Annotated in this window: 20 protein-coding genes, 1 tRNA gene and 1 pseudogene; 11 read left to right on the top strand and 11 right to left on the bottom strand. The window is 44.6% G+C overall.

The window, feature by feature from the left end:
* Positions 1–72: 72 nt before the first annotated feature.
* A tRNA-Leu gene (locus A3CS_RS0103445) sits at positions 73–158 on the bottom strand.
* Between the two features lie 241 nt (positions 159–399).
* Here A3CS_RS0103445 and A3CS_RS0103440 point away from each other — a divergent pair.
* The 9 genes and pseudogenes from A3CS_RS0103440 to A3CS_RS0103390 all read left to right on the top strand — a co-directional run bounded on the left by A3CS_RS0103440 (position 400) and on the right by A3CS_RS0103390 (position 9738).
* Complete coding sequence (locus A3CS_RS0103440; protein ID WP_005574087.1) at positions 400–810, top strand: CidA/LrgA family protein; 411 nt, start codon at positions 400–402, stop codon at positions 808–810.
* Positions 810–1502: a CidB/LrgB family autolysis modulator gene (locus A3CS_RS0103435; protein WP_005547975.1), complete on the top strand. Its 693-nt coding sequence runs from the start codon at positions 810–812 to the stop codon at positions 1500–1502. The genes A3CS_RS0103440 and A3CS_RS0103435 overlap by 1 nt, the downstream gene beginning before the upstream one ends.
* Position 1503: 1 nt before the next feature.
* A complete protein-coding gene (locus A3CS_RS0103430) occupies positions 1504–2856 on the top strand; it encodes an anti-phage deoxyguanosine triphosphatase (RefSeq protein ID WP_005547973.1) in 1353 nt (450 codons plus the stop codon).
* A gap of 41 nt (positions 2857–2897) precedes the next feature.
* Positions 2898–4841 carry an ABC transporter ATP-binding protein gene (locus A3CS_RS0103425; RefSeq protein ID WP_005547971.1) on the top strand — a complete coding sequence of 648 codons (1944 nt, stop codon included), beginning with the start codon at positions 2898–2900 and terminating at the stop codon, positions 4839–4841.
* Between the two features lie 260 nt (positions 4842–5101).
* Entirely contained in the window at positions 5102–6100 is a 999-nt protein-coding gene (locus A3CS_RS0103420) for a putative phage abortive infection protein (protein WP_005547969.1), read from the top strand.
* A 229-nt stretch (positions 6101–6329) separates the two neighbouring features.
* Positions 6330–6599 (top strand): PTS sugar transporter subunit IIB, encoded by a 270-nt coding sequence (locus tag A3CS_RS0103410; RefSeq protein ID WP_005547968.1) that lies wholly within the window; start codon positions 6330–6332, stop codon positions 6597–6599.
* Between the two features lie 16 nt (positions 6600–6615).
* Positions 6616–7970, top strand: a pseudogene (locus tag A3CS_RS0103400) (PTS ascorbate transporter subunit IIC).
* Between the two features lie 9 nt (positions 7971–7979).
* Positions 7980–8804, top strand: coding sequence for a transketolase (locus A3CS_RS0103395; RefSeq protein WP_005574092.1), 825 nt, complete (start codon positions 7980–7982; stop codon positions 8802–8804).
* On the top strand, positions 8794–9738 hold the full coding sequence (locus A3CS_RS0103390; protein ID WP_005547960.1) for a transketolase family protein: 945 nt from the start codon (positions 8794–8796) through the stop codon (positions 9736–9738). The genes A3CS_RS0103395 and A3CS_RS0103390 overlap by 11 nt, the downstream gene beginning before the upstream one ends.
* Positions 9739–9904: 166 nt before the next feature.
* On the opposite strand, the gene prmB is transcribed toward A3CS_RS0103390, so the two are convergent.
* Complete coding sequence (gene prmB, locus A3CS_RS0103385) at positions 9905–10855, bottom strand: 50S ribosomal protein L3 N(5)-glutamine methyltransferase (protein WP_005547958.1); 951 nt, start codon at positions 10853–10855, stop codon at positions 9905–9907.
* A 62-nt stretch (positions 10856–10917) separates the two neighbouring features.
* On the opposite strand from prmB, the gene smrB reads away from it, so the two are divergent.
* Positions 10918–11424, top strand: coding sequence for an endonuclease SmrB (gene smrB / locus A3CS_RS0103380; protein ID WP_005567535.1), 507 nt, complete (start codon positions 10918–10920; stop codon positions 11422–11424).
* Here the strand turns inward: smrB and yccS are convergent.
* From yccS to A3CS_RS0103360, 4 genes are all read right to left on the bottom strand, one after another.
* On the bottom strand, positions 11421–13562 hold the full coding sequence (gene yccS / locus A3CS_RS0103375) for a YccS family putative transporter (RefSeq protein ID WP_019518239.1): 2142 nt from the start codon (positions 13560–13562) through the stop codon (positions 11421–11423). The genes smrB and yccS overlap by 4 nt on opposite strands.
* 8 nt (positions 13563–13570) lie before the next feature.
* Positions 13571–14044: a YccF domain-containing protein gene (locus A3CS_RS0103370; protein WP_005540343.1), complete on the bottom strand. Its 474-nt coding sequence runs from the start codon at positions 14042–14044 to the stop codon at positions 13571–13573.
* Positions 14044–14502, bottom strand: coding sequence for a methylglyoxal synthase (gene mgsA, locus A3CS_RS0103365; RefSeq protein WP_005547954.1), 459 nt, complete (start codon positions 14500–14502; stop codon positions 14044–14046). The genes A3CS_RS0103370 and mgsA overlap by 1 nt, the downstream gene beginning before the upstream one ends.
* Before the next feature lie 62 nt (positions 14503–14564).
* The gene (locus A3CS_RS0103360) at positions 14565–15239 is read right to left on the bottom strand and encodes a curli polymerization inhibitor CsgI-related protein (protein WP_005547953.1); all 675 of its coding nucleotides are present in this window, start codon (positions 15237–15239) and stop codon (positions 14565–14567) included.
* Between the two features lie 144 nt (positions 15240–15383).
* On the opposite strand from A3CS_RS0103360, the gene A3CS_RS0103355 reads away from it, so the two are divergent.
* Positions 15384–15656: an acylphosphatase gene (locus A3CS_RS0103355; protein WP_005540337.1), complete on the top strand. Its 273-nt coding sequence runs from the start codon at positions 15384–15386 to the stop codon at positions 15654–15656.
* Here the strand turns inward: A3CS_RS0103355 and afeD are convergent.
* The 5 genes from afeD to A3CS_RS0103330 all read right to left on the bottom strand — a co-directional run bounded on the left by afeD (position 15631) and on the right by A3CS_RS0103330 (position 19531).
* Entirely contained in the window at positions 15631–16479 is an 849-nt protein-coding gene (gene afeD / locus A3CS_RS0103350) for an iron ABC transporter permease subunit AfeD (RefSeq protein ID WP_005540335.1), read from the bottom strand. The two genes, A3CS_RS0103355 and afeD, sit on opposite strands and share 26 nt — an antisense overlap.
* Entirely contained in the window at positions 16476–17333 is an 858-nt protein-coding gene (afeC, locus tag A3CS_RS0103345; protein WP_005540332.1) for an iron ABC transporter permease subunit AfeC, read from the bottom strand. Before afeC ends, afeD begins: the two co-directional genes overlap by 4 nt.
* The gene (afeB, locus tag A3CS_RS0103340; protein ID WP_005547952.1) at positions 17333–18223 is read right to left on the bottom strand and encodes an ironABC transporter ATP-binding protein AfeB; all 891 of its coding nucleotides are present in this window, start codon (positions 18221–18223) and stop codon (positions 17333–17335) included. The genes afeC and afeB overlap by 1 nt, the downstream gene beginning before the upstream one ends.
* A complete protein-coding gene (gene afeA / locus A3CS_RS0103335) occupies positions 18223–19104 on the bottom strand; it encodes an iron ABC transporter substrate-binding protein AfeA (protein WP_005547951.1) in 882 nt (293 codons plus the stop codon). Before afeA ends, afeB begins: the two co-directional genes overlap by 1 nt.
* A gap of 97 nt (positions 19105–19201) precedes the next feature.
* Positions 19202–19531, bottom strand: coding sequence for a TusE/DsrC/DsvC family sulfur relay protein (locus tag A3CS_RS0103330; RefSeq protein WP_005574103.1), 330 nt, complete (start codon positions 19529–19531; stop codon positions 19202–19204).
* Positions 19532–19545 lie beyond the last annotated feature (14 nt).

Below are 19545 nucleotides of genomic sequence, written 5' to 3'. Positions count from 1 at the left end.
GGGAAGGGTTAACTTCAAGTGACAAAAAAAGCTGCGTTTTACGGCAGCTTTAATTTTTCAGAAACTTATCATTGGTGCCTAGGGTCGGACTCGAACCGACACGTTTATTCAACGGCGGATTTTGAATCCGCTGCGTCTACCAATTTCGCCACCCAGGCAGCATTGATAAGCTTCGTAAAAACGAGCGGTATTATAAGGGATTATGTTTCAGTTGCAAGCAAAAACTTTGCAATTTTGTTTAACTGTTTAAAATTCAACACATTCAATAATTTTGATCTATGTGAAATTTTTCCCTTACTTTCTTTTCTACTAGTGTAGTGGCTTTCCGGAAAAAATTCCCCTTCTTGTAAAATAAGAGTAGAATTATTTTAAATATTAAAAAAAAGTTGAGTTTTCACTATGTATCGGAAAGTTTTTGACTTAGCAAGATCGTTACTCCTGTTATATTTCATGCTGTATTTGGGCGGGCTTACCGCGCATTTTGTTCCCATTGGCATTCCCTCCAGTATTTGGGGATTATTGTTGCTCTTTACGTGCTTAATTACGCGCATTATCAAAATCGAATGGGTGATGTTTTTCTCTAATTTTCTGGTTCGTTATATGGCACTGTTGTTCGTGCCGGTCAGCGTTGGGATCATTAAATATTCCGGGCTGCTTATGGATCAAATGAAAGTATTATTGTTGCCGAATATCGTCAGCACCTGCATAACCCTTGTAGTGATCGGTTTGTTTTCCGATTATTTGTTCTCACTGAAATCCTTTAGCCGTTTAAAACGCAAAGTCATCAAAAAAAGAGCAAAGGGGGAATAATGTCTTATTTGGTTTATCTTTATACTTTGCTAACCATTGTTGCGTTTGCTTTGGCAGTAAAAATTAACAAACGCTGGAAATCCGTCGTACTGAACAGTTTTGTGCTGACGGTGCTGATTTTAGTGGCGGTGTTGCTGATTTTCAAATTGCCTTATGAAAGTTATATGGAAGGTAACGAGCCACTCAATAATTTATTGGGCGTAAGTATTGTTGCGTTGGCTATTCCGTTATATGAACAACTTCGCCAAATTCGCAACTACTGGCAAATTATTTTAATCACAACGGTGGCGGCTTCTGTGTTGTCTATGTTAAGCGGGGGGATCTTTGCTTTATTGCTTGGCGCACAGCCTGATATTGTGGCTACCGTGTTGCCGAAATCCGTGACGACGCCCATTGCCATGGCGGTGTCCGAAAATCTTGGCGGCATTCCTTCCGTGGCGGCGGTGGGCGTGGTGGTTGCCGGTTTACAGGGGTCTATTTTCGGCTATTTATTATTAACCAAAATCGGCTTGAAAAATAAAGAATCCATCGGATTATCCGTGGGCGCCGTTTCTCACGCGTTAGGCACGGTAAGCTGTATGGAAAACGATAAGAAAGCCGGCAGTTACAGTTCCATTTCCTTAGTATTGTGCGGTATCATTAGTTCAATTTTGGCACCTCTTATCTTCAAATTGATCTACACATTGGTATAGCATGAAAAATCAGATTAATCCCCGTTGGCAGCAACGTTTTATTGACGATAAACCACGGGAAAAAGACCACCGTCCGCCGTTCCGTCGAGATCGCGGACGCATTCTCCATTCCGCCGCCTTTCGTTGTTTACAGGCAAAAACCCAAATTCACGCGGTGGGCGAAAATGATTTTTATCGCACTCGTTTGACCCATTCGCTGGAAGTGGCGCAAATCGGCAGCAGCCTTGTAGCGCAAATGAAATTTGCCGAAGCCTTCAATGCCGTGGCACACCAGCTTTCCGTAGAAAAAAGCGAACTGCAAAAACAGCTGATTCCGTTGTTGCCTTCTAATGATCTGATTGAAAGTTTATGTTTTGCTCACGACATCGGTCATCCGCCTTTCGGGCATGGTGGCGAAGTGGCGCTCAACTATATGATGCGTAACAACGGCGGCTTTGAGGGCAATGCACAAACCTTCCGCCTGCTCACCAAACTTGAGCCTTATACGCCGAACGCCGGCATGAATTTAGCCCGACGTACGATCCTTGGTATCGTAAAATATCCTACCATTTTGGATGTGTCCTCCGCACAGTATGCGCAGTTAGACGAAACCCAACACAGCGATCCCCGTTATGTGAAAATCGCCGATTGGCGACCGGGCAAAGGGCTGTTTCGTGATGACATTGCCATGTTCGATTGGTTGCTGGAACCGCTTTCCGAAAGCGACCGCACGTTGTTCGGCGCGCTACAAAAAGTGCGGTCAAATCCCAAAGAGATTTTAAAGACCCGCTTTAAATCCTTGGATTGCAGCATTATGGAGCTGGCAGACGACATCGCCTACGGCGTGCACGATTTGGAAGATGCTATCGTGGTGGGCGTGGTGAATGTGCAGCAATGGCAAGAAGCGCTGAACGCACTGAAAAATAGCCAATCGGAGTGGATGCGTCAACATATCGAACACATCAGCGAAAAACTGTTTTCCGATCAACATTACTTACGCAAAAATGCCATCGGCGCCTTGGTCAACTATTTCATCACCAACGTACGTTGGAAAATTCAGCCGGAATTCAGCGATCCGCTGTTGCGTTATAACGCCGAATTACCGCAAGAAGTGGTGGACGTACTCAACGTGTTCAAAAAATTCGTGTTGAAGTATGTCATCAATAATGTGGAAACCCAGCGCGTGGAATATAAAGGTCAACGCATTTTGACGGAAATGTTCCAAATTTTTGAATCGGATCCGCAACGCCTGTTCCCCACCAACACCGCCAACCGCTGGTTGAAAGCGGAAGAATCGGGCAAGAAGCGCGTCATTTGCGATTACATCGCCGGTATGTCCGATGCGTACGCGCTCAAGGTGTATCAGCAGCTTTAAAAGTGCGGTTATTTTTTTCTTTATTTTTATAGGACTTTTTTGTGGCACTCATCAGCTTAACCAACGGATATCTTTCTTTCAGTGATGCGCCTTTATTGGATCATGCGGATTTACATATTGAACCGAACGAACGCGTTTGTTTAGTGGGGCGTAATGGGGCGGGGAAATCCACCTTGCTCAAAATTATTGCCGGCGATGTGGTGATGGACGACGGCAAAGTGCAATATGAAAAAGACTTGGTGGTGTCCCGTTTGGAGCAGGATCCGCCGCGTCATGCGGAAGGCAATGTGTTTGATTATGTGGCGGAGGGCATTGAGCATCTGGCGGATTTATTGAAGGAATATCATCATATTTCCGTGCAATTGGAGCAAAATTACAGCGAGCAGGTGCTCAATCAGCTTGCGCAAATTCAAGCCAAATTAGAACATGCCAATGGCTGGCAATTTGAAAATAAAATTAACGAAGTGCTGGCAAAACTGGAACTTAATCCGAATACCAAACTCGCCGATTTATCCGGCGGTTGGTTGCGCAAAGCCGCTTTGGCGCGTGCGTTGGTGTGTAATCCTGATGTCTTGTTATTGGATGAGCCTACCAACCACCTAGACGTTGATGCTATCGAATGGCTGGAAAATTTCTTGATGGAATTCAGCGGCAGCATAGTCTTTATTTCCCACGACCGTTCCTTTATTCGCAAAATGGCGACCCGCATTGTGGATTTGGATCGCGGCAAATTGGTTTCTTATCCCGGCGATTATGATTTATATCTCACTACCAAAGAAGAAAATCTGCGGGTGGAAGCCTTACAAAACGACTTATTCGACAAACGCTTAGCGCAGGAAGAAGTGTGGATTCGCCAAGGTATCAAAGCCCGCCGCACCCGTAATGAAGGACGTGTGCGCGCCTTAAAAGCTATGCGGGAAGAACGCAGCCAACTCCGCGACGTATTAGGCACGGCAAAATTGCAATTAGACACGTCCAGCCGCTCGGGCAAAATCGTATTTGAAATGGAAAATGTCAGCTACGACATCGACGGCAAGCAACTTCTCAAGGATTTCAGTACCACCATTTTACGTGGCGACAAAATCGCCCTTGTCGGTCCGAACGGCTGCGGCAAAACCACCTTTATTAAATTGTTGCTCGGCGAGATTCAGCCCACAAGCGGTTCTATTCGCTGCGGCACAAAATTGGACATTGCCTATTTTGACCAATACCGCGCTGATCTCGACCCGGAAAAATCGGTGATAGATAACGTCGCCGACGGCAAACAGGATGTGGAAGTCAACGGCGTAAAACGTCATGTGTTGGGCTACTTGCAGGATTTCCTATTCCCGCCGAAACGTGCCATGACCCCGGTTAAAGCCCTTTCAGGCGGCGAACGTAACCGTCTGTTATTGGCGAAATTATTGTTAAAACCCAATAATTTGCTCATTCTGGATGAGCCGACTAATGACTTGGACGTAGAAACCTTGGAATTGTTGGAAGAAATTCTCACGGATTATCAAGGCACCTTGCTTATCGTCAGTCACGATCGTCAATTTATTGATAATACCGCCACCGAATGCTACATCTTTGAAGGCAACGGCGTGCTGAATAAATACGTCGGCGGCTTCTTCGACGCCAAACAGCAGCAAGCCAATTATTTTGCACAAAAAGCCGAACAAGGCGCGGTTAAAAATAAAAAAATCGAGCCGAAAAAAGAAGAAAGTGCGGTGGAAAATAAAAACGTTTCCAACAAACCGAAAACCGTCAAACTTTCCTATAAAGAACAACGCGAATTGGAACAGCTGCCGCAATTGCTGGAAGATTTAGAAGAAAAAATCACCGCACTTCAAAGCGAAATCGCCGACCCGAATTTTTTCCAACAATCCCACGACATCACTGATGCCAAATTGAAAGCGCTGGCAGACACCGAAACCGAACTGGAAACGGCATTTATGCGCTGGGAAGAATTGGAGGAAAAGAAAAATCTGGCGGAAGGGAAATAACCACGTTTTTGCTCCCATGATAGCGCAAGCGTTCACGTTTGTGTTTGCATTGGTCTAAATGTGGACGCAACCGTCAAGGTATTTTTTGATGGCGCGCGTTTCCTAACGCGTGCCTGTAATATCAATAAGTTAAAAGCACACGCTATGAAGCGTGCGCTATCAAGGGGAAAGGAAATAACCACGTTTTGCATGTTAATGTGAAAAAGTGCGGTTGTTTTTTAAGATGTTTTTAGAAAATATAATTAACTTAAGGAATTAATATGAACAATTTAAAAAAGAACTGGATCATTATTACTGCTGGGGTATTAGTAATCATTGCTTTTGGTATGTATGTTTGGAATTTCCGGAACTATGATATTTCCGATAATAGTGCAAAGTGGAATGATTTTGGAAGCTATATTGGTGGGATATTTTCTGCATTAGCATTTTTAGGTGTTGTATATCAGTTGCATACAACAAAACAAGAACAAAAAAAGCAAGAGTTTGAACGAACTTTCTTTATGATGTTGGAACAGCATAATTTGAAGTTGAATACTATTGGGCAAGAGGTAATAGATGAAATCTACGATAAAATTATATCAAATTATGGAAGTATGGATTCACTAAGAAATAAAATTGAGATTCAAGAAAAATCTAAAATTTATTCTGAAGTTAATAGTTACTTTTTACTTCTATATAGGATTTTGAAATTCATTTATGAAAATGGTGAGTTAAATAATAAAAATAATTATTCAAGTTTATTGAGAAGTTTTATATCTAATAAATTATTAGTTGTATTGTCTTATCATCTATCTAATAGAGATGACTCTTATAGGAATTATATTGAATATATTAATAGGTTCTCATTTTTGGAGCACGTAAATTTTATAGATCTAGAACTTGAATTTATACATCAAGTGAGTAGGGTAGAGAAAGAAGCTTTATACGATTTAGTTTTTAAGGGAGAAAGTTATCTATTTGATGCTCTTAAGAGTGGTGAATTAATTCCTGATGATATTGATAGCTATGATCGTGAAATGTTTTTAAAGGAAATTATCCAAAGTAAACAGGAAAATTGTCCTATAATATATAAAAAGTTTATGGGGTTAAATTTGGGATATGTCAAGGAAGGGAAATCTGTAAAAGCTGAATTAAAGTATGAGGATAATATTATTTTTCATATATTAAAAAACTTTTCTTTATCTGCTTTTGGAAAAAATAAAGAGTATGGGGAATTAATTGTGAGATATAAAAATATAGTAAACCCAGATAAGGAATAAATATGTACTTTATCCCCTATGATAGCGCAAGCGTCCGCGCTAGTGCTTATCCGGTCCAAGCGTGGACGCTTGAACCATCAGATGTCATTCCTGTTCTTATACCTTCGGAAGCCTTTCTCAAAATGTCGTCCTGATCACAGTTTTCAAACCTGTGCATTGATCCCCCTGCTGTTCCGTCATAGACTGCATCTCAGTTGCTGAATCAATTAACCTCAAAAAGGAGAAAATTATGAAAATTATGGCTGTTTGCGGTTCCGGTTTAGGGAGCAGTTTTATGATGGAAATGAATGCCAAAAAGGCGCTCGCTAAATTGGGGATTGATGCCGAGGTGAATCATACGGATTTGGCGTCGGTGACGGTGAATGATGCGGATGTGTTTATTATGGCGAGCGATATTGCCGAGAGCAGTTCCATTCCGGTGGAGAAAATCGTGGTGGTGAAAAATATCGTGAGTGTCGGTGAATTTGAAGAAAAATTGGCAGCGTATTTTAATCGGTAGTTAAAGGAGCATAGTGATGGATTCTATACTTTTCTTTATTTTAGACATTTTAAAAGTGCCTTCCATTCTGGTCGGTCTCATTGCGTTGGTCGGCTTGTTGGTGCAAAAGAAATCCTTCCCCGATGTGGTGAAGGGAACGATTAAAACCATTTAGGCTTTATCGTGCTGGGTGGCGGTGCCGGCGTGTTGGTGGGTTCGTTGACGCCGTTGGGCGGGATGTTTGAACATGGCTTTAACGTGCAGGGGATTATCCCGAATAATGAAGCCATTGTGTCCATGGCGGTAGAAAAATACGGCACGGCGACGGCACTGATTATGGCGTTCGGCATGGTGGCGAATATTTTGGTCGCGCGTTTTACCCGCTTAAAATTCATTTTCTTAACCGGTCACCACACCTTTTATATGGCGTGTATGATTGCGGTGATTTTAACCGTTGCCGGTTTGGAAGGCATGGAATTGATTGTTGCCGGATCCCTGACTTTAGGCTTGATTATGGCGTTTTTCCCGGCGTTGGCGCATTTTTATATGAAGAAAATCACAGGTAGTAATGATGTGGGTTTCGGGCATTTCGGTACTTTGGGTTATGTGCTTTCCGGCGCCATCGGTCAGGCGGTGGGTAAAGGATCCAAATCCACGGAAGAAATGGATTTGCCGAAAAATCTAAGCTTCCTGCGTGACAGTTCCATTTCCATTTCACTGACCATGATGGCGATTTATTTCATTCTTGCCATCGCTTCCGGCAGTGAATATGTGACGGCGCATTTCAGTAACGGACAACATTATTTGGTGTATGCGGCGATTCAAGCCATTACCTTCGCAGCTGGCGTGTTCATCATCTTGCAAGGGGTGCGTTTGATTTTGGCTGAAATCGTGCCGGCATTTACCGGGATTTCCGAGAAGCTCGTGCCGGATGCCAAACCTGCGCTGGATTGCCCGATCGTCTTCCCGTACGCACCGAATGCGGTGTTAATTGGTTTTCTTGCCAGTTTCGTGGGTGGGATCGTCGGCTTGGCGTTACTCAATCAATTACACTGGGTGTTAATTCTGCCCGGTGTTGTACCGCACTTTTTCTGTGGCGCCACAGCCGGGGTGTTCGGTAACGCCACCGGTGGTCGTCGCGGCGCAATTTTAGGCGCATTTGCACACGGCGTGTTGATTACCTTCTTGCCGGTATTCTTATTGCCGGTCTTGGGTTCTCTTGGTTTTGCCAATACCACCTTCTCCGATTCGGACTTCGGCGGTGTGGGTATTGTGCTGGGCTACATGGCGCAATATTTCTCCAAAGAGATGATTTTAATCTCCGTGGTGAGTGTTTTCCTGTTGCTGGTGGGCTATAACTACATTGCGAAAAAAACAACAGAGCAAAAATAGGTGAATAAGATGGATACTACAGAACTTCAACGGTTTGCTCAGAAAATTCGTCTTAACACATTAAAATCGCTGGTGCATTTAGGCTTTGGTCACTTCGGTGGCAGCCTTTCTATCGTAGAAACCCTTGCCGTGTTATACGGCAAGGTGATGCGCCTCAAACCTGAAGATCCGCATTGGCAGGAACGCGATTATTTTGTGTTATCCAAAGGGCACGCAGGCCCCGCCCTGTATGCCACTCTCGCCTTAAAAGGCTATTTTCCTCTCGAGCAACTTTTTACCTTAAATTCCGACCGCACTTTTTTGCCAAGTCACCCCGACCGTTTGAAAACCCCCGGCGTGGACGCCACAACAGGTTCGCTCGGGCAGGGCATTTCCATTGCGGCAGGCATCGCCTTGTCCCATCAATTACGCGGTATGCCGAACCGCACTTTTTGTATTGTGGGCGACGGCGAACTGAACGAAGGTCAATGTTGGGAGGCGTTTCAGTTTATTGCGCATCGCAATTTAACCAATCTTTGCGTCATCGTGGATTACAACAAATTGCAATTAGACGGATGCCTGACGGACATCATCAATCCGTTCAGCTTGCAGGACAAATTTGCCGCTTTCGGCTTCGTGGTGGAAACCGTCAACGGCGATGATATTGACGCCTTGTGTCGTGTGCTTTCCGCTACGCCGACCCGACCGTTGGCGGTGATTTTGGATTCCAAAAAAGGGCAGGGCGTGCCTTATATCGAAAACCTTGCCAATAATCACCATTTGCGTCTGAATGACGAAAGCCGCGCGCAAATTCAGTTATCAATCGACGAATTGGAGGCGGAGTATGGCGCTTAAATTAGAACGTGATGCGCTGGAAATGCGCAAAATTTACGCCGGCACCTTGCAGGAATGTATGCGGGAAAATCCGCTGGTGATTGAACTGGACGCGGATTTAATGAGCTGCATGACCATGGATAAAGTGCAGAAAAATCTGCCGAATCAGGTGATTAACTGTGGCATTATGGAAGCCAATGTGGTGGGCATGGCGGCAGGGTTAGCCATTGCCGGGCACATTCCGTTCTTCCACTCGTTTACCGCCTTTGCCAGCCGTCGCTGTTTGGATCAGCTGTTTATGTCGGTGGATTATCAACAGGCGAACGTGAAAGTTATCGCCTCCGACGCGGGTGTCACGGCAGTGTATAACGGCGGCACGCATATGTCCTTTGAAGACATGGGCATTGTGCGCGGGCTGGCTCATGCCAAGGTGTTGGAAATCACCGACGGCGCCATGATGAAAAATCTCGTTCGGCAGTTGGTGGCGTTAAAAGGCTTTTATTGGGTGCGCACCATTCGTAAAAGTGCGGTCAAAATTTACGATGAAAATGAAACCTTCACTATCGGCAAAGCAAAAGTCCTGCATGAAGGCAAAGACATTACCCTGATCGCCAACGGCATTATGGTGGCGGAGGCCTTGAAAGCGGCGGATATGTTGGCAGAGCAGGGCATTGACGCCACGGTAGTGGATATGTTCACCCTCAAACCGCTTGATCGGGAATGCGTGATTCAATGTGCCAAACGCACCGGTAGAATCGTCACCTGTGAAAATCACAGCGTCCAAAATGGTTTAGGTTCCGCCGTGGCAGAAGTGCTGGTGGAACATTGCCCGGTGCCAATGCGTCGTATCGGCATTAAAGAGCGTTACGGGCAAGTGGGATCCTTGGAATTCTTGATGAATGAATACGAGCTCACTGCGAATCATATTGTGCAGCAGGCGTTGACGTTGTTTTGATGTTCCCGACCAAAATCATGAACTTGCTACTTCGTGGTATAAATAACCCGTACAATGCAAACGATATTGTTAGATAAGATGAATTTATAGCTAAATACTTAACAAACAAAAGTGCGGCTAGTTTGAAAAACGTTTTTTTAGCTGACCGCACTTTTATGAATCCCGCTTAAGCAAAAGTTGCCTGGTGGGCGATGAGTTCTGCTTTGGCTAAGGCGAAAACGCCGACACCGCCGTTTTTGAGTTCAAGCCAATTGAACGGGACGTTGGGGAATTGTTCGATTAAATGCACCATGCTGTTGCCTACTTCGCATACCAATACGCCGTCGTCGGTGAGGTAGTTTGCCGCTTGGCGCAGGATTTGTTTGGTGATGGTTAAGCCGTCGTCGCCTGAGCCGAGTGCCATTTCCGGTTCGTAGTGAAATTCTTCCGGCATATCTGAGCGATCGTCTAAATCCACATAAGGCGGGTTGGTGACGATGAGGTCATATTGTTCTGCCAATAATTGAGAGAATAAATCCGATTGAATCGGAAACACGCGGCGGCTGAGGTTGTAGCGTTCAATGTTGATTTCCGCTACGTTCAGCGCATCAAGAGAAAGATCGACGGCGTCCACATCCGCTTCGGGGAATTGCTCGGCACAGGCGATAGCGATACAACCGCTACCGGTGCACATATCCAAAATACGTTTCGGCGCTTTTGGCAACAAGCCGGCAAAGCCATCCTGAATCAGCGCACCGATCGGCGAGCGCGGGATGATGACCCGTTCGTCTACATAAAATTCCAATCCACAAAACCAGGCGCTGTGAATTAAATAGGCGATAGGAAGGCGTTTTTCAAGACGAATCATCACTAAACGGATGAGTTCCAATTTTTCTGCGACGGTTAAGCGGGCATTGTATAATTCGGCGGGAAAATCGGGCGGCAGGTGAAGGCAGGAAAGCACCAGCTGGTGCGCTTCGTCCCAGGCATTGTCATAGCCATGCCCGTAAAATAATTCGGCGCGATTAAAGGTGCTGTAGGTCCAGCGCAGAAAATCTTTGATACTGTGCAGTTCGTCATGTACGTTGGCGGAATAAATATCGTCGATCAATTCCTGATTAAAGGTAATTTGGTTCATGGTTTGCTCTTATCAATGTTAGAATTGCGCGTAGTTATACCATATTTGAGATAGGAAACGAAATGTTAGATGATGAAGCGATTTCGCTGTTCCGTGCCGAAATCAAAGGTGTGAAGCCGTTAAAGCAGGACAGATTCGTGCCGCCGCGCGCCACGAAGAAGAAAAATCAGATAGCGGTCAAAGAGGTGCGCGAGCAGCGGGACACGTTATTTTATTTTTCTGACGAATATGAACCGTTGTTGAACGACGAAAGTGCGGTCAAATATTTACGTGAAAATGAGGATTCCCATTTGCTGAAACAATTGCGGCGCGGGGATTTTTCGCCGGAAATTTTTTTGGATTTGCACGGCTTAACCCGCGAGCAAGCAAAGCTGGAATTGGCGGCACTGATTCAAGCCTGTGAGAAAGAACATATTTATTGCGCAAGTATTATGACCGGTTACGGCACTTACACCTTAAAACGTCAAATTCCCCGTTGGTTGGTGCAACACCCTAAAGTGCGCGCCTTACACCAAGCCCCGAAAGAATGGGGCGGTGATGCGGCAATCTTGATTTTAATCGACGTTTAGACGGTTTTCTGAAATGCACCGTAAAGGGACGGCAGAATTTGGCTGATCATGCTTAACTGCTGAATCGGAATGTTAAATTGTACCTGTTCCGGTTGGGCGTTAGTATTTAGATTGACTTGCACCTGTTTTAAACGTAATTCAATGTTCTCGTGCAGCTTTTCAAAAATATCCGGTGGCAGTTTTTCCAGGTGTTCCAAAATATAAATAATCTTTTTCGCCGCCGGATAAAATTCCGCTAAAAATGCCGTGCTTTGCTGTATTTTTTTCATTTTACTGCGATACGCGCCGAGCGCCGAAATATAACTGAGCAGAGAATAATTGATTTTTAGCAGCTCGAATCCTGTTTGCAAATACGCCTGATATTTCTTCGGTTCATGATTCATATTGGAAATGGTGGCACTTAGCGCCGCCGCATATTCGTGGGCGTAACGACGCACGATACGGTATTTCAGATTATCCCCTTTGCCGAATTGCAGTTGGCTGACCACATAAAGCAAATATTGCGCATCGCTTTTTACTGCCTGTCGGCTTACTTTATCCAGTTGTAAATATTTCCAGTCCGGCCAAAAATAAGACACCGCAAACCAAGAGATCGTAGCGCCGATAAGGGTATCAATGACCCGCGAATAAAGCGCCTGTTCCACATCAAACCCCATGACATCAAAACTGAAAATCACTTGTAAAGTAATAAAAAAGGTGGAGAAACTGTAATTATTGGTGCGGAAAAAGAAGAACAGGGTGCTGGTCAGCACAATTAAGCCCAGTTGCAATTCCAGTGTCGGGTTGGTGTATGGCAATAATGAACCGATAACCACACCGAGAATGGTGCCGATAATTCGTTGTTTGAGACGTAATTTGGTGGCGGTGTAGTTCGGCTGGCAGACGAACACGGCAGTAAGCAAAACCCAATAACCACGATCTAACGGTAAAAATTCGCCGATTACACAACAAACAAACACTACAATAGACAGACGCACCGCATGGCGGAAGAGTTGGGATTCAAAGCTACAATGGCTACGAATTGCCAATAGGATATTTTTTAACCCGGTGATTTGCTCTGTGTAAATTTGTGCCCGTTCAGTTTGTTCCGTATTGTCCGCTTCCTGATCAATGTGGCGTAGCTGATAATCCACGCTTTTCAGGTTATCCAGTAAGGTTTGCAGATTGAGCAGAGTTTCGCTTTCTTCCCTATGAGCGGCGCTGTAAAACTCAAAGGATTGGTTTAAACCGTGAATGGCTTTTTCTACCCGAGTGTCGTAGTGATAGGTTTTATTGCGCTGTAAACTTAAAGCAATGTCGCGACAGGCTTGGGCTTGCAGTTCCAATAAACGTTGAATGCGGAAAATTAAATCGGTGTTTTTTAAATGTTCCGCTAATTTTTGATAGTTAAAATGGCTGGAACTGATGCGCTCGTGAATGTCCTGTGCGGCAAAATAATAACGAATCATTTGGGTGGTGTGGCTGTGGCGATGTTGCCCGCGAATACGGTAAAAAAGTGCGGTGCGGGAGCCGTTGAAGGCATTGATGAGTTCGCTGTTTTTCATCGCCATGGCAATGTGTTTATTTTCGATTTGATCGATTTCATCAGGATCGAAAAACATGGATTTGGCATCCAGATAATTGGCTAATGCCAAAAAGGATTTGGCAACGCTTTCCTGCACCGGGCGATTAGGGAAAAATAAATGCACGCATAGGGTAGTGACGCTATAAAGCAGCGTACCGCAGAGGATCATCAGCGGATTGATGTACCAAAGGGTATCGGGCAAATAGGCCAGCGTGGTGTATAACGCTACTACTAAGGTGCCGAAAGCGATGGTGCTGTAACGCTGCCCCAAAGCGCCGATCATGGTGAAGGCAAAGGTCATGAGCGTCATTAACAGCATAAATTGCAGGTTATGCCCAATGCTCAGTTGCACGCTTAGGGTTGAAACGGAGAAAGCGAGCAGGGTGTAAAATACGTTTTTAATACGGCCGGTTAACCGGTTATCCAAATCCACTAATCCGCCGGCAATAATGCCCAGCACCAAAGGCATGCTTTGTTCGGAAATATTAAAATACCAAATTGCCAGCACCGCGAGATTTACAGCGGTAAAAATCGGAATGGACGCAATAACTTTGGCGTTAAACCAGCGATTCATGTTTAACCTTATTTATAAAACTGCTTGTATTGTTGTTCGGTGAATTGTTGGCGGATTAAGGCGGCAGTGTCTTTCGGCAACACGCGTTGTCCCACCGGATATAATGCGATGGCGGCGATTTTGAAATGCGCCAAGCCGGTCGGAATACCGATGATGGTCAGACATTGAGAGATACCGCAAAACACATTGCTGAGACAAAGCCACCAGCCGAACAAAATGAACCAGACAATGTTAAGTACGGATCCGATGGAATTTTCCACCGCACTTTTCGGTTCTAAATACTTAACATGAATAATGTCATTGCCGAAAGGCACGAATGTCATTTTGGTGATTTCCCAACAGCTGCGGGTGTATGGCAAGGTGACGATCAAAACGGCGCTCATCACGGTGGCCAAAAGCCATGCCAAGGTGACGGCGAAGCCACCCAGGACAAAATTCAGAATATTTAAAACGAGTGCAAGTGTTGCGTTATTTCCGTTCATTATTTCAGTCGCTCGGTTAAATAGCCTTGGTAATCTGGAATGCGAATGTCGGCAGTTTCATTAAATAACGGAGAAGTGACTAAAAAGTCTGCACTGGCGATATTCATGGCTACCGGAATATTCCACACCGTTGCGATACGCATTAAGGCTTTGACGTCCGGATCATGGGGCACGGCATTCATCGGATCCCAAAAGAAAATCATTAAATCAATTTTGTTTTCGGCGATCAATCCGCCTAGTTGCTGATCGCCGCCCATCGGACCGCTCAATAGGTTGTTTACCGTTAAGCCCGTTTCCCGATGAATCAGATTGCCGGTCGTACCCGTGCCGTACAGGGTGTGATTTGCCAATAAAGTGCGGTGGTTTTTACACCAGTTTATGAGGTCCTGTTTACAGTGATCATGTGCCACTAACGTGATATGTTTATTTTTAGGTAGCGCACGATAAGTGGTTTGCATAAATTCTCCTTAAACAAAAAGTGAGCGGGAAGCTCACTTTTCAAATGTATCTAAAATTAATTTTATTTTTGTTTTTTCACCCAATTAATGAAACGGGTTTGCGTTTCTTTGTCGGCTTGTTGATACCAGTATTGGAGCATTTGCTCGGCAACATTCTCGCCTTGTAAGGTGACTTTGCCTTTTGCTACTTTACCTGTGGCCGCACCACCGGCTACCACGGTAGTGGTCGGCGTGGCAGTTGAAGCGGTTGCAAAGGCAGGCACGGCGGCGGCTGCACCGGAAGCGTTGTATTCGCCTAAGTCTTTAATCAGGCTAACGGTTGGGAAGAAACCTTCCTGTTTTAAGTATTCTTGTTGAGTTTGTATGTTCGCGCCGGAAGCGGTTTTTACGCTGATCACCGGGGCCTTTTTAAAGGCATTGAAATCACGCTCGTTAGATAATTTCGGGGCGGAAATGATGATGTCTTGTGTTGAACCTTGGAAGGTAACGACAATTGGATCGGTTTCAAGTAAGGCGCTGTCGGAACTGGTTTTTATAATCTCGGATACGCGCACTACCACTTGGTGCTTTTGGGTGTCATTAATATTGAAACTGCGGGCTTCCTTCAATAAGGATTTTGACGGTTTTTGACCGTCAAAGGCGAGGAAGTCGATGTTGGATGAACTGGTGATCATACCTGCAAAGCTGGCGGTACTGGCTAAAAGTGTTGCAGCTAATGCAGCTAAACGAAATTTCATATTTGCTCCTGTTTTGAGTAAAATTAAGTGACACTTTATAGCATAAAGCGTTGGCTGTATGCTATTCCAAATTCGCGGAAATGCAAATAGAAAATTGTATTTAATGGCTGGTTTTTTGTTTTTATTCGATTTTAGGAGACGAAAATGCTGAAAAAACGTTTTTTGGTTTATGGTTGCGTGCAGGGTGTCGGCTTCCGTTATTTCACTTGGCAACAGGCAACAAAAATCGGCGTGACGGGCTTTGTACGCAACCTTGCTGATGGCTCCGTGGAAGTGGTAGCCATCGGTTCTGAGGTGCAAATTCAGGCGTTAAGTGACTGGCTGCACCATGGTCCGCGCACGGCGACGGTGCAACAGGTTTTTGCGGAAGATTATCTCAGCAGTAAAGTATTTACGACGTTTCAAGTGTTGCATTAAAGCGCAGGCGGATTTTGCTGTAAATAAGTGCGGTCAAAAATGCGGTCGCTTGTAGCAAGATAATGCAAGGACCGGTTGCGCCGTCGATATAATAGCTGATGATCGTGCCTAAAATGCTCGTGCTGACTGAAGTTATTAGGGCAATGGCGATCATATAATCAAATCGCTTGGTTAAAATAAAGGCGGTAATACCCGGTGAAATGAGCATGGCGACTACTAAAATAACCCCCACCACCTGCATGGCGCTAATGATGGTTAAGGCAAGTAAAATCAATAAGCTGTAATGTAGCAGACGCGGCGATAAACCAACAATTTTGGTTTGGTTGGGATCGAAACAATAAAGTAGGAAATCTTTTCGACGGAGAAAGATGACAAGAAAAATCAGCGCAGTCATAAAGAAGGTTTGCCAAACCTCGGCATCACTGACACCAAGTAAATTACCGAATAAAATATGGGTTAAATGTTGTTCTGTTTCAATTTTGGTAAACAGTACAATCCCTAAGGCAAACATCCCTGAAAATACAATACCCATTGCAGTATCTTCTTTAATTCGGCTGTTTTCTTTTAAATAGCCCACACTAATAGAACAAACCAAGCCCGCGATAAAAGCGCCGATACTTAACGGTAATCCCAACCAGAATGCGACCACAATTCCCGGTAACACGGCGTGTGAAATGGCATCGCCCATTAACGACCAGCCTTTTAACACTAAATAGCAGGACAGCATAGCACAAATAACGGACACCAACAGCGCGGTAATTAACGCGTTTTGCATGAAAGGGTAGCTGAAAGGTTCGGTAATCCAAAGATAAATGGCGTTCATTTTTGCACCTCTTCTTGTGCGATGGGTTTATGTTGATGGAGCAAACCGTACTTCGGTGAAAAAATGAATGCCAGCAAGAAAAGAGCGGTCTGAATACAAACAATAACGCCACCTGTTGCACCGTCTAAGAAATAGCTTATATAAACGCCTACGGAACTGGAAGAAATGCCTAAAACTACGGCAATAAGGACCAAAGTTTTAAAACGATCGGTGAGCAGGTAAGCGGTTGCGCCCGGTGTGATAACCATGGCGATAACCAAAATGGCACCGACGGTTTGTAACGCGGCAACCACGCAGGCGCTGAGCAAGGTGAAAAACAGGATTTTGTAGTAAATCGGTGAAAAGCCGACGGAAGTGGCGTGCACTTCATCAAAGAAAATCAGCAAAAGATCTTTCCAAAAGATCAGCAGTAATACTAAACAAACGCCGATGATAATGCCGACTTGCAGAATATCTTCATCGGCAATGCCCAGAATGTTGCCTAAGATAATGTCTTGTACGTTAATCGACGTCGGGTTAAGGGAAATAATCAGTAGGCCAAGGGCAAAGAAAGTGGTAAAAATAAAGCCGATGACTGCGTCTTCACGGAGTTTGGTAATGGATTTTATCCAAAGAATGGCGATGGCGGCGAGGATACCGGAAAAAAATGCACCAAGCGCGTAGGGCAGGGAGAGGGCATAAGCAATGGCAACGCCGGGTACGACGGAATGAGAAAGGGCATCACCAATCAGTGACCAACCTTTCAGCATTAAATAAGCGGATAAAAACGCACAAATGCCACCCACCGCCGAGCTGATTAAAATGGCTTTCACCATGTAATCGTAGGAAAAGGGTTCTAATAACAGGTCCCACATTATGCGTCTTCCTTCGGTTTGGTATATCTGACAGTAGGTGCCGGTGGATCAATTTTAGTTTTACCATAGAATACCGCTGCCCGCTCATCATCGGTTAATACCGTAACGGCGCGTGGGTCCTCGTCATCATGCAAGTCTTCGCCTAATAGCTTAATGTGGCGCAACACACCGCCAAAAACCAATTCCAAGTTATGCTGGTTAAAAGTAGTTTCGGTCAAACCTGCAGCGATTACCGTGCGGTTAATCATTACCACGCGATCACAAAAATCCGGCACGGAACCTAAATTGTGCGTGGAAACCAGAATTAAATGCCCTTCACTGCGTAACTGACCTAATAAATCAATAATGGCGTTTTCCGTTTGTACATCTACGCCGGTGAAAGGTTCGTCCAATAAAATAATCTTACTTTGTTGTGCGAGCGCGCGAGCAAGAAATGCCCGTTTTTTTTGCCCACCGGAAAGCTCGCCGATTTGGCGATGGGCAAGGTGTTCAATGTTCACCCGTTGCATGGCTTCCTGCACCTTTTGTTTGTCCGTTTCACTCGGACGGCGCAGGAAGTTCATGTAACCATAGCGCCCCATCAGCACCACATCGTAAACAGAGACCGGAAATTGCCAGTCCACGTCTTCCGATTGTGGCACATAAGACACTAAATTTTGTTTTAAGGCTTGTTTAATTGTGAGATTGCAAAGAGAAATATTACCTCGTTGCGGTGTAATTAACCCCATCAGACTTTTAAACAGGGTTGACTTACCGCTCCCGTTCACGCCGACTAAAGCGCAGGTCGTACCGCCTTCTAGTTTAAAAGAAACATCATGAATGGCGGTATGACCATTGTTGTAACGAACGACTACGTCTTCAACGCAAATAGAGGCAATATTTGATGACATTATTTTTCAAATCCTTTAGCAATGGTAGAAACAGTCACTTTTAATAAATCAATATAAGTCGGCACAGGACCCTTGGCACCGGAAAGAGAGTCAACATAAAGCACGCCACCGTATTTTGCACCGGTTTCTTTTGCTACTTGTTTTGCCGGTTTCGGGGAGATGGTGCTTTCACTGAATACGACCGGAATATTGTTGGCTTTGACGGTTTCAATTACTTTACGCACTTGTTGCGGCGTGCCTTGTTGCTCAGCGTTAATCGGCCACAAATAAGCCTCTTTAAAACCGTAATCACGTGCTAAATAACTGAATGCGCCTTCGCTGGTCACCAACCAACGCTGTGCTTCCGGCACTTGTGCTAATTTTTCACGCAACGGTTGATCAAGTTCTTTGATTTTTTGGATATAAAGTGCGGTATTTTTTTCGTATGTTTCTTTATTTTGCGGATCGTATTTAATCAACGCATTTTTAATATTTTCAACATAGATTAACGCATTGGAAGGTGACATCCAGGCATGCGGGTTCGGGTTGCCGGTGTACGGACCTTCATGAATTGACATCGGCTCAATGCCTTCGGTTACAACGACCGCCGGTTTATCTTTGACGTTTTGGAAGAATTTTTCAAACCAACGCTCAAGGTTCAAACCATTCCATAACACTAAATCGGCAGATTGTGCCTTGACAATATCTTTCGGGGTTGGCTCGTAATCATGGATTTCTGCTCCGGGCTTGGTGATGGACTCTACGGTTGCCGCATCACCGGCGACATTTTGTGCCATATCTTGAATAATAGTGAACGTAGTGACAACTTTAAATTTCGCATAAGCAAGACTACTGCTTAAGCTTAACGCAAGTACGCTGACTAATGTGGCTAATAAACGCATATTTTTTCTCCTTGGCTTTTTAACTATAAAATAACAACATAAGCTGCGCGGACATTATATTCTTTCTATTTCTAAATGCAAATGATTCTCAAAAAAATTATAGACATTTTACCGGTTTGGGGAGACCCGCCAGCTTGGTTGCCTGTTTTGCCGGACCATCGGGAAATAAACGTTGCAAATAACGGCTATTGCCTTTATCTTCTCCCAGCTTTTGCGCGGTGGCTTTCACCAACATACGAATGGCAGGAGAGGTTTTATATTCTTGATAAAAATCACGCACAAAATGGATAATTTCCCAATGGGCATCCGTTAATTCCAGATTTTCTAACTTTGCAATCGCTAAGGCGACGTCCGGTGTCCAATCATTTATATTTAGTAAATACCCCGACGCATCGGTTTCAATGCGTTTTTTATTGACTTCGAGCATCGGCAAGACCTCAT

The sequence above is a fragment of the Aggregatibacter actinomycetemcomitans DSM 8324 genome (assembly GCF_000372365.1).
GTDB lineage: Bacteria > Pseudomonadota > Gammaproteobacteria > Enterobacterales > Pasteurellaceae > Aggregatibacter > Aggregatibacter actinomycetemcomitans.
Note: the sequence above shows the minus strand (reverse complement) of the source record. Positions and strands in the feature narration are given on the sequence as shown.

Coding starts and splice junctions, on each gene's coding strand:
- A3CS_RS0103440 (WP_005574087.1), top strand. CDS start 400: ATGTATCGGAAAGTTTTTGACTTAGCAAGATCGTTACTCCTGTTATAT.
- A3CS_RS0103435 (WP_005547975.1), top strand. CDS start 810: ATGTCTTATTTGGTTTATCTTTATACTTTGCTAACCATTGTTGCGTTT.
- A3CS_RS0103430 (WP_005547973.1), top strand. CDS start 1,504: ATGAAAAATCAGATTAATCCCCGTTGGCAGCAACGTTTTATTGACGAT.
- A3CS_RS0103420 (WP_005547969.1), top strand. CDS start 5,102: ATGAACAATTTAAAAAAGAACTGGATCATTATTACTGCTGGGGTATTA.
- A3CS_RS0103410 (WP_005547968.1), top strand. CDS start 6,330: ATGAAAATTATGGCTGTTTGCGGTTCCGGTTTAGGGAGCAGTTTTATG.
- A3CS_RS0103395 (WP_005574092.1), top strand. CDS start 7,980: ATGGATACTACAGAACTTCAACGGTTTGCTCAGAAAATTCGTCTTAAC.
- A3CS_RS0103390 (WP_005547960.1), top strand. CDS start 8,794: ATGGCGCTTAAATTAGAACGTGATGCGCTGGAAATGCGCAAAATTTAC.
- prmB (WP_005547958.1), bottom strand. CDS start 10,855: ATGAACCAAATTACCTTTAATCAGGAATTGATCGACGATATTTATTCC.
- smrB (WP_005567535.1), top strand. CDS start 10,918: ATGTTAGATGATGAAGCGATTTCGCTGTTCCGTGCCGAAATCAAAGGT.
- yccS (WP_019518239.1), bottom strand. CDS start 13,562: ATGAATCGCTGGTTTAACGCCAAAGTTATTGCGTCCATTCCGATTTTT.
- A3CS_RS0103370 (WP_005540343.1), bottom strand. CDS start 14,044: ATGAACGGAAATAACGCAACACTTGCACTCGTTTTAAATATTCTGAAT.
- mgsA (WP_005547954.1), bottom strand. CDS start 14,502: ATGCAAACCACTTATCGTGCGCTACCTAAAAATAAACATATCACGTTA.
- A3CS_RS0103360 (WP_005547953.1), bottom strand. CDS start 15,239: ATGAAATTTCGTTTAGCTGCATTAGCTGCAACACTTTTAGCCAGTACC.
- A3CS_RS0103355 (WP_005540337.1), top strand. CDS start 15,384: ATGCTGAAAAAACGTTTTTTGGTTTATGGTTGCGTGCAGGGTGTCGGC.
- afeD (WP_005540335.1), bottom strand. CDS start 16,479: ATGAACGCCATTTATCTTTGGATTACCGAACCTTTCAGCTACCCTTTC.
- afeC (WP_005540332.1), bottom strand. CDS start 17,333: ATGTGGGACCTGTTATTAGAACCCTTTTCCTACGATTACATGGTGAAA.
- afeB (WP_005547952.1), bottom strand. CDS start 18,223: ATGTCATCAAATATTGCCTCTATTTGCGTTGAAGACGTAGTCGTTCGT.
- afeA (WP_005547951.1), bottom strand. CDS start 19,104: ATGCGTTTATTAGCCACATTAGTCAGCGTACTTGCGTTAAGCTTAAGC.
- A3CS_RS0103330 (WP_005574103.1), bottom strand. CDS start 19,531: ATGCTCGAAGTCAATAAAAAACGCATTGAAACCGATGCGTCGGGGTAT.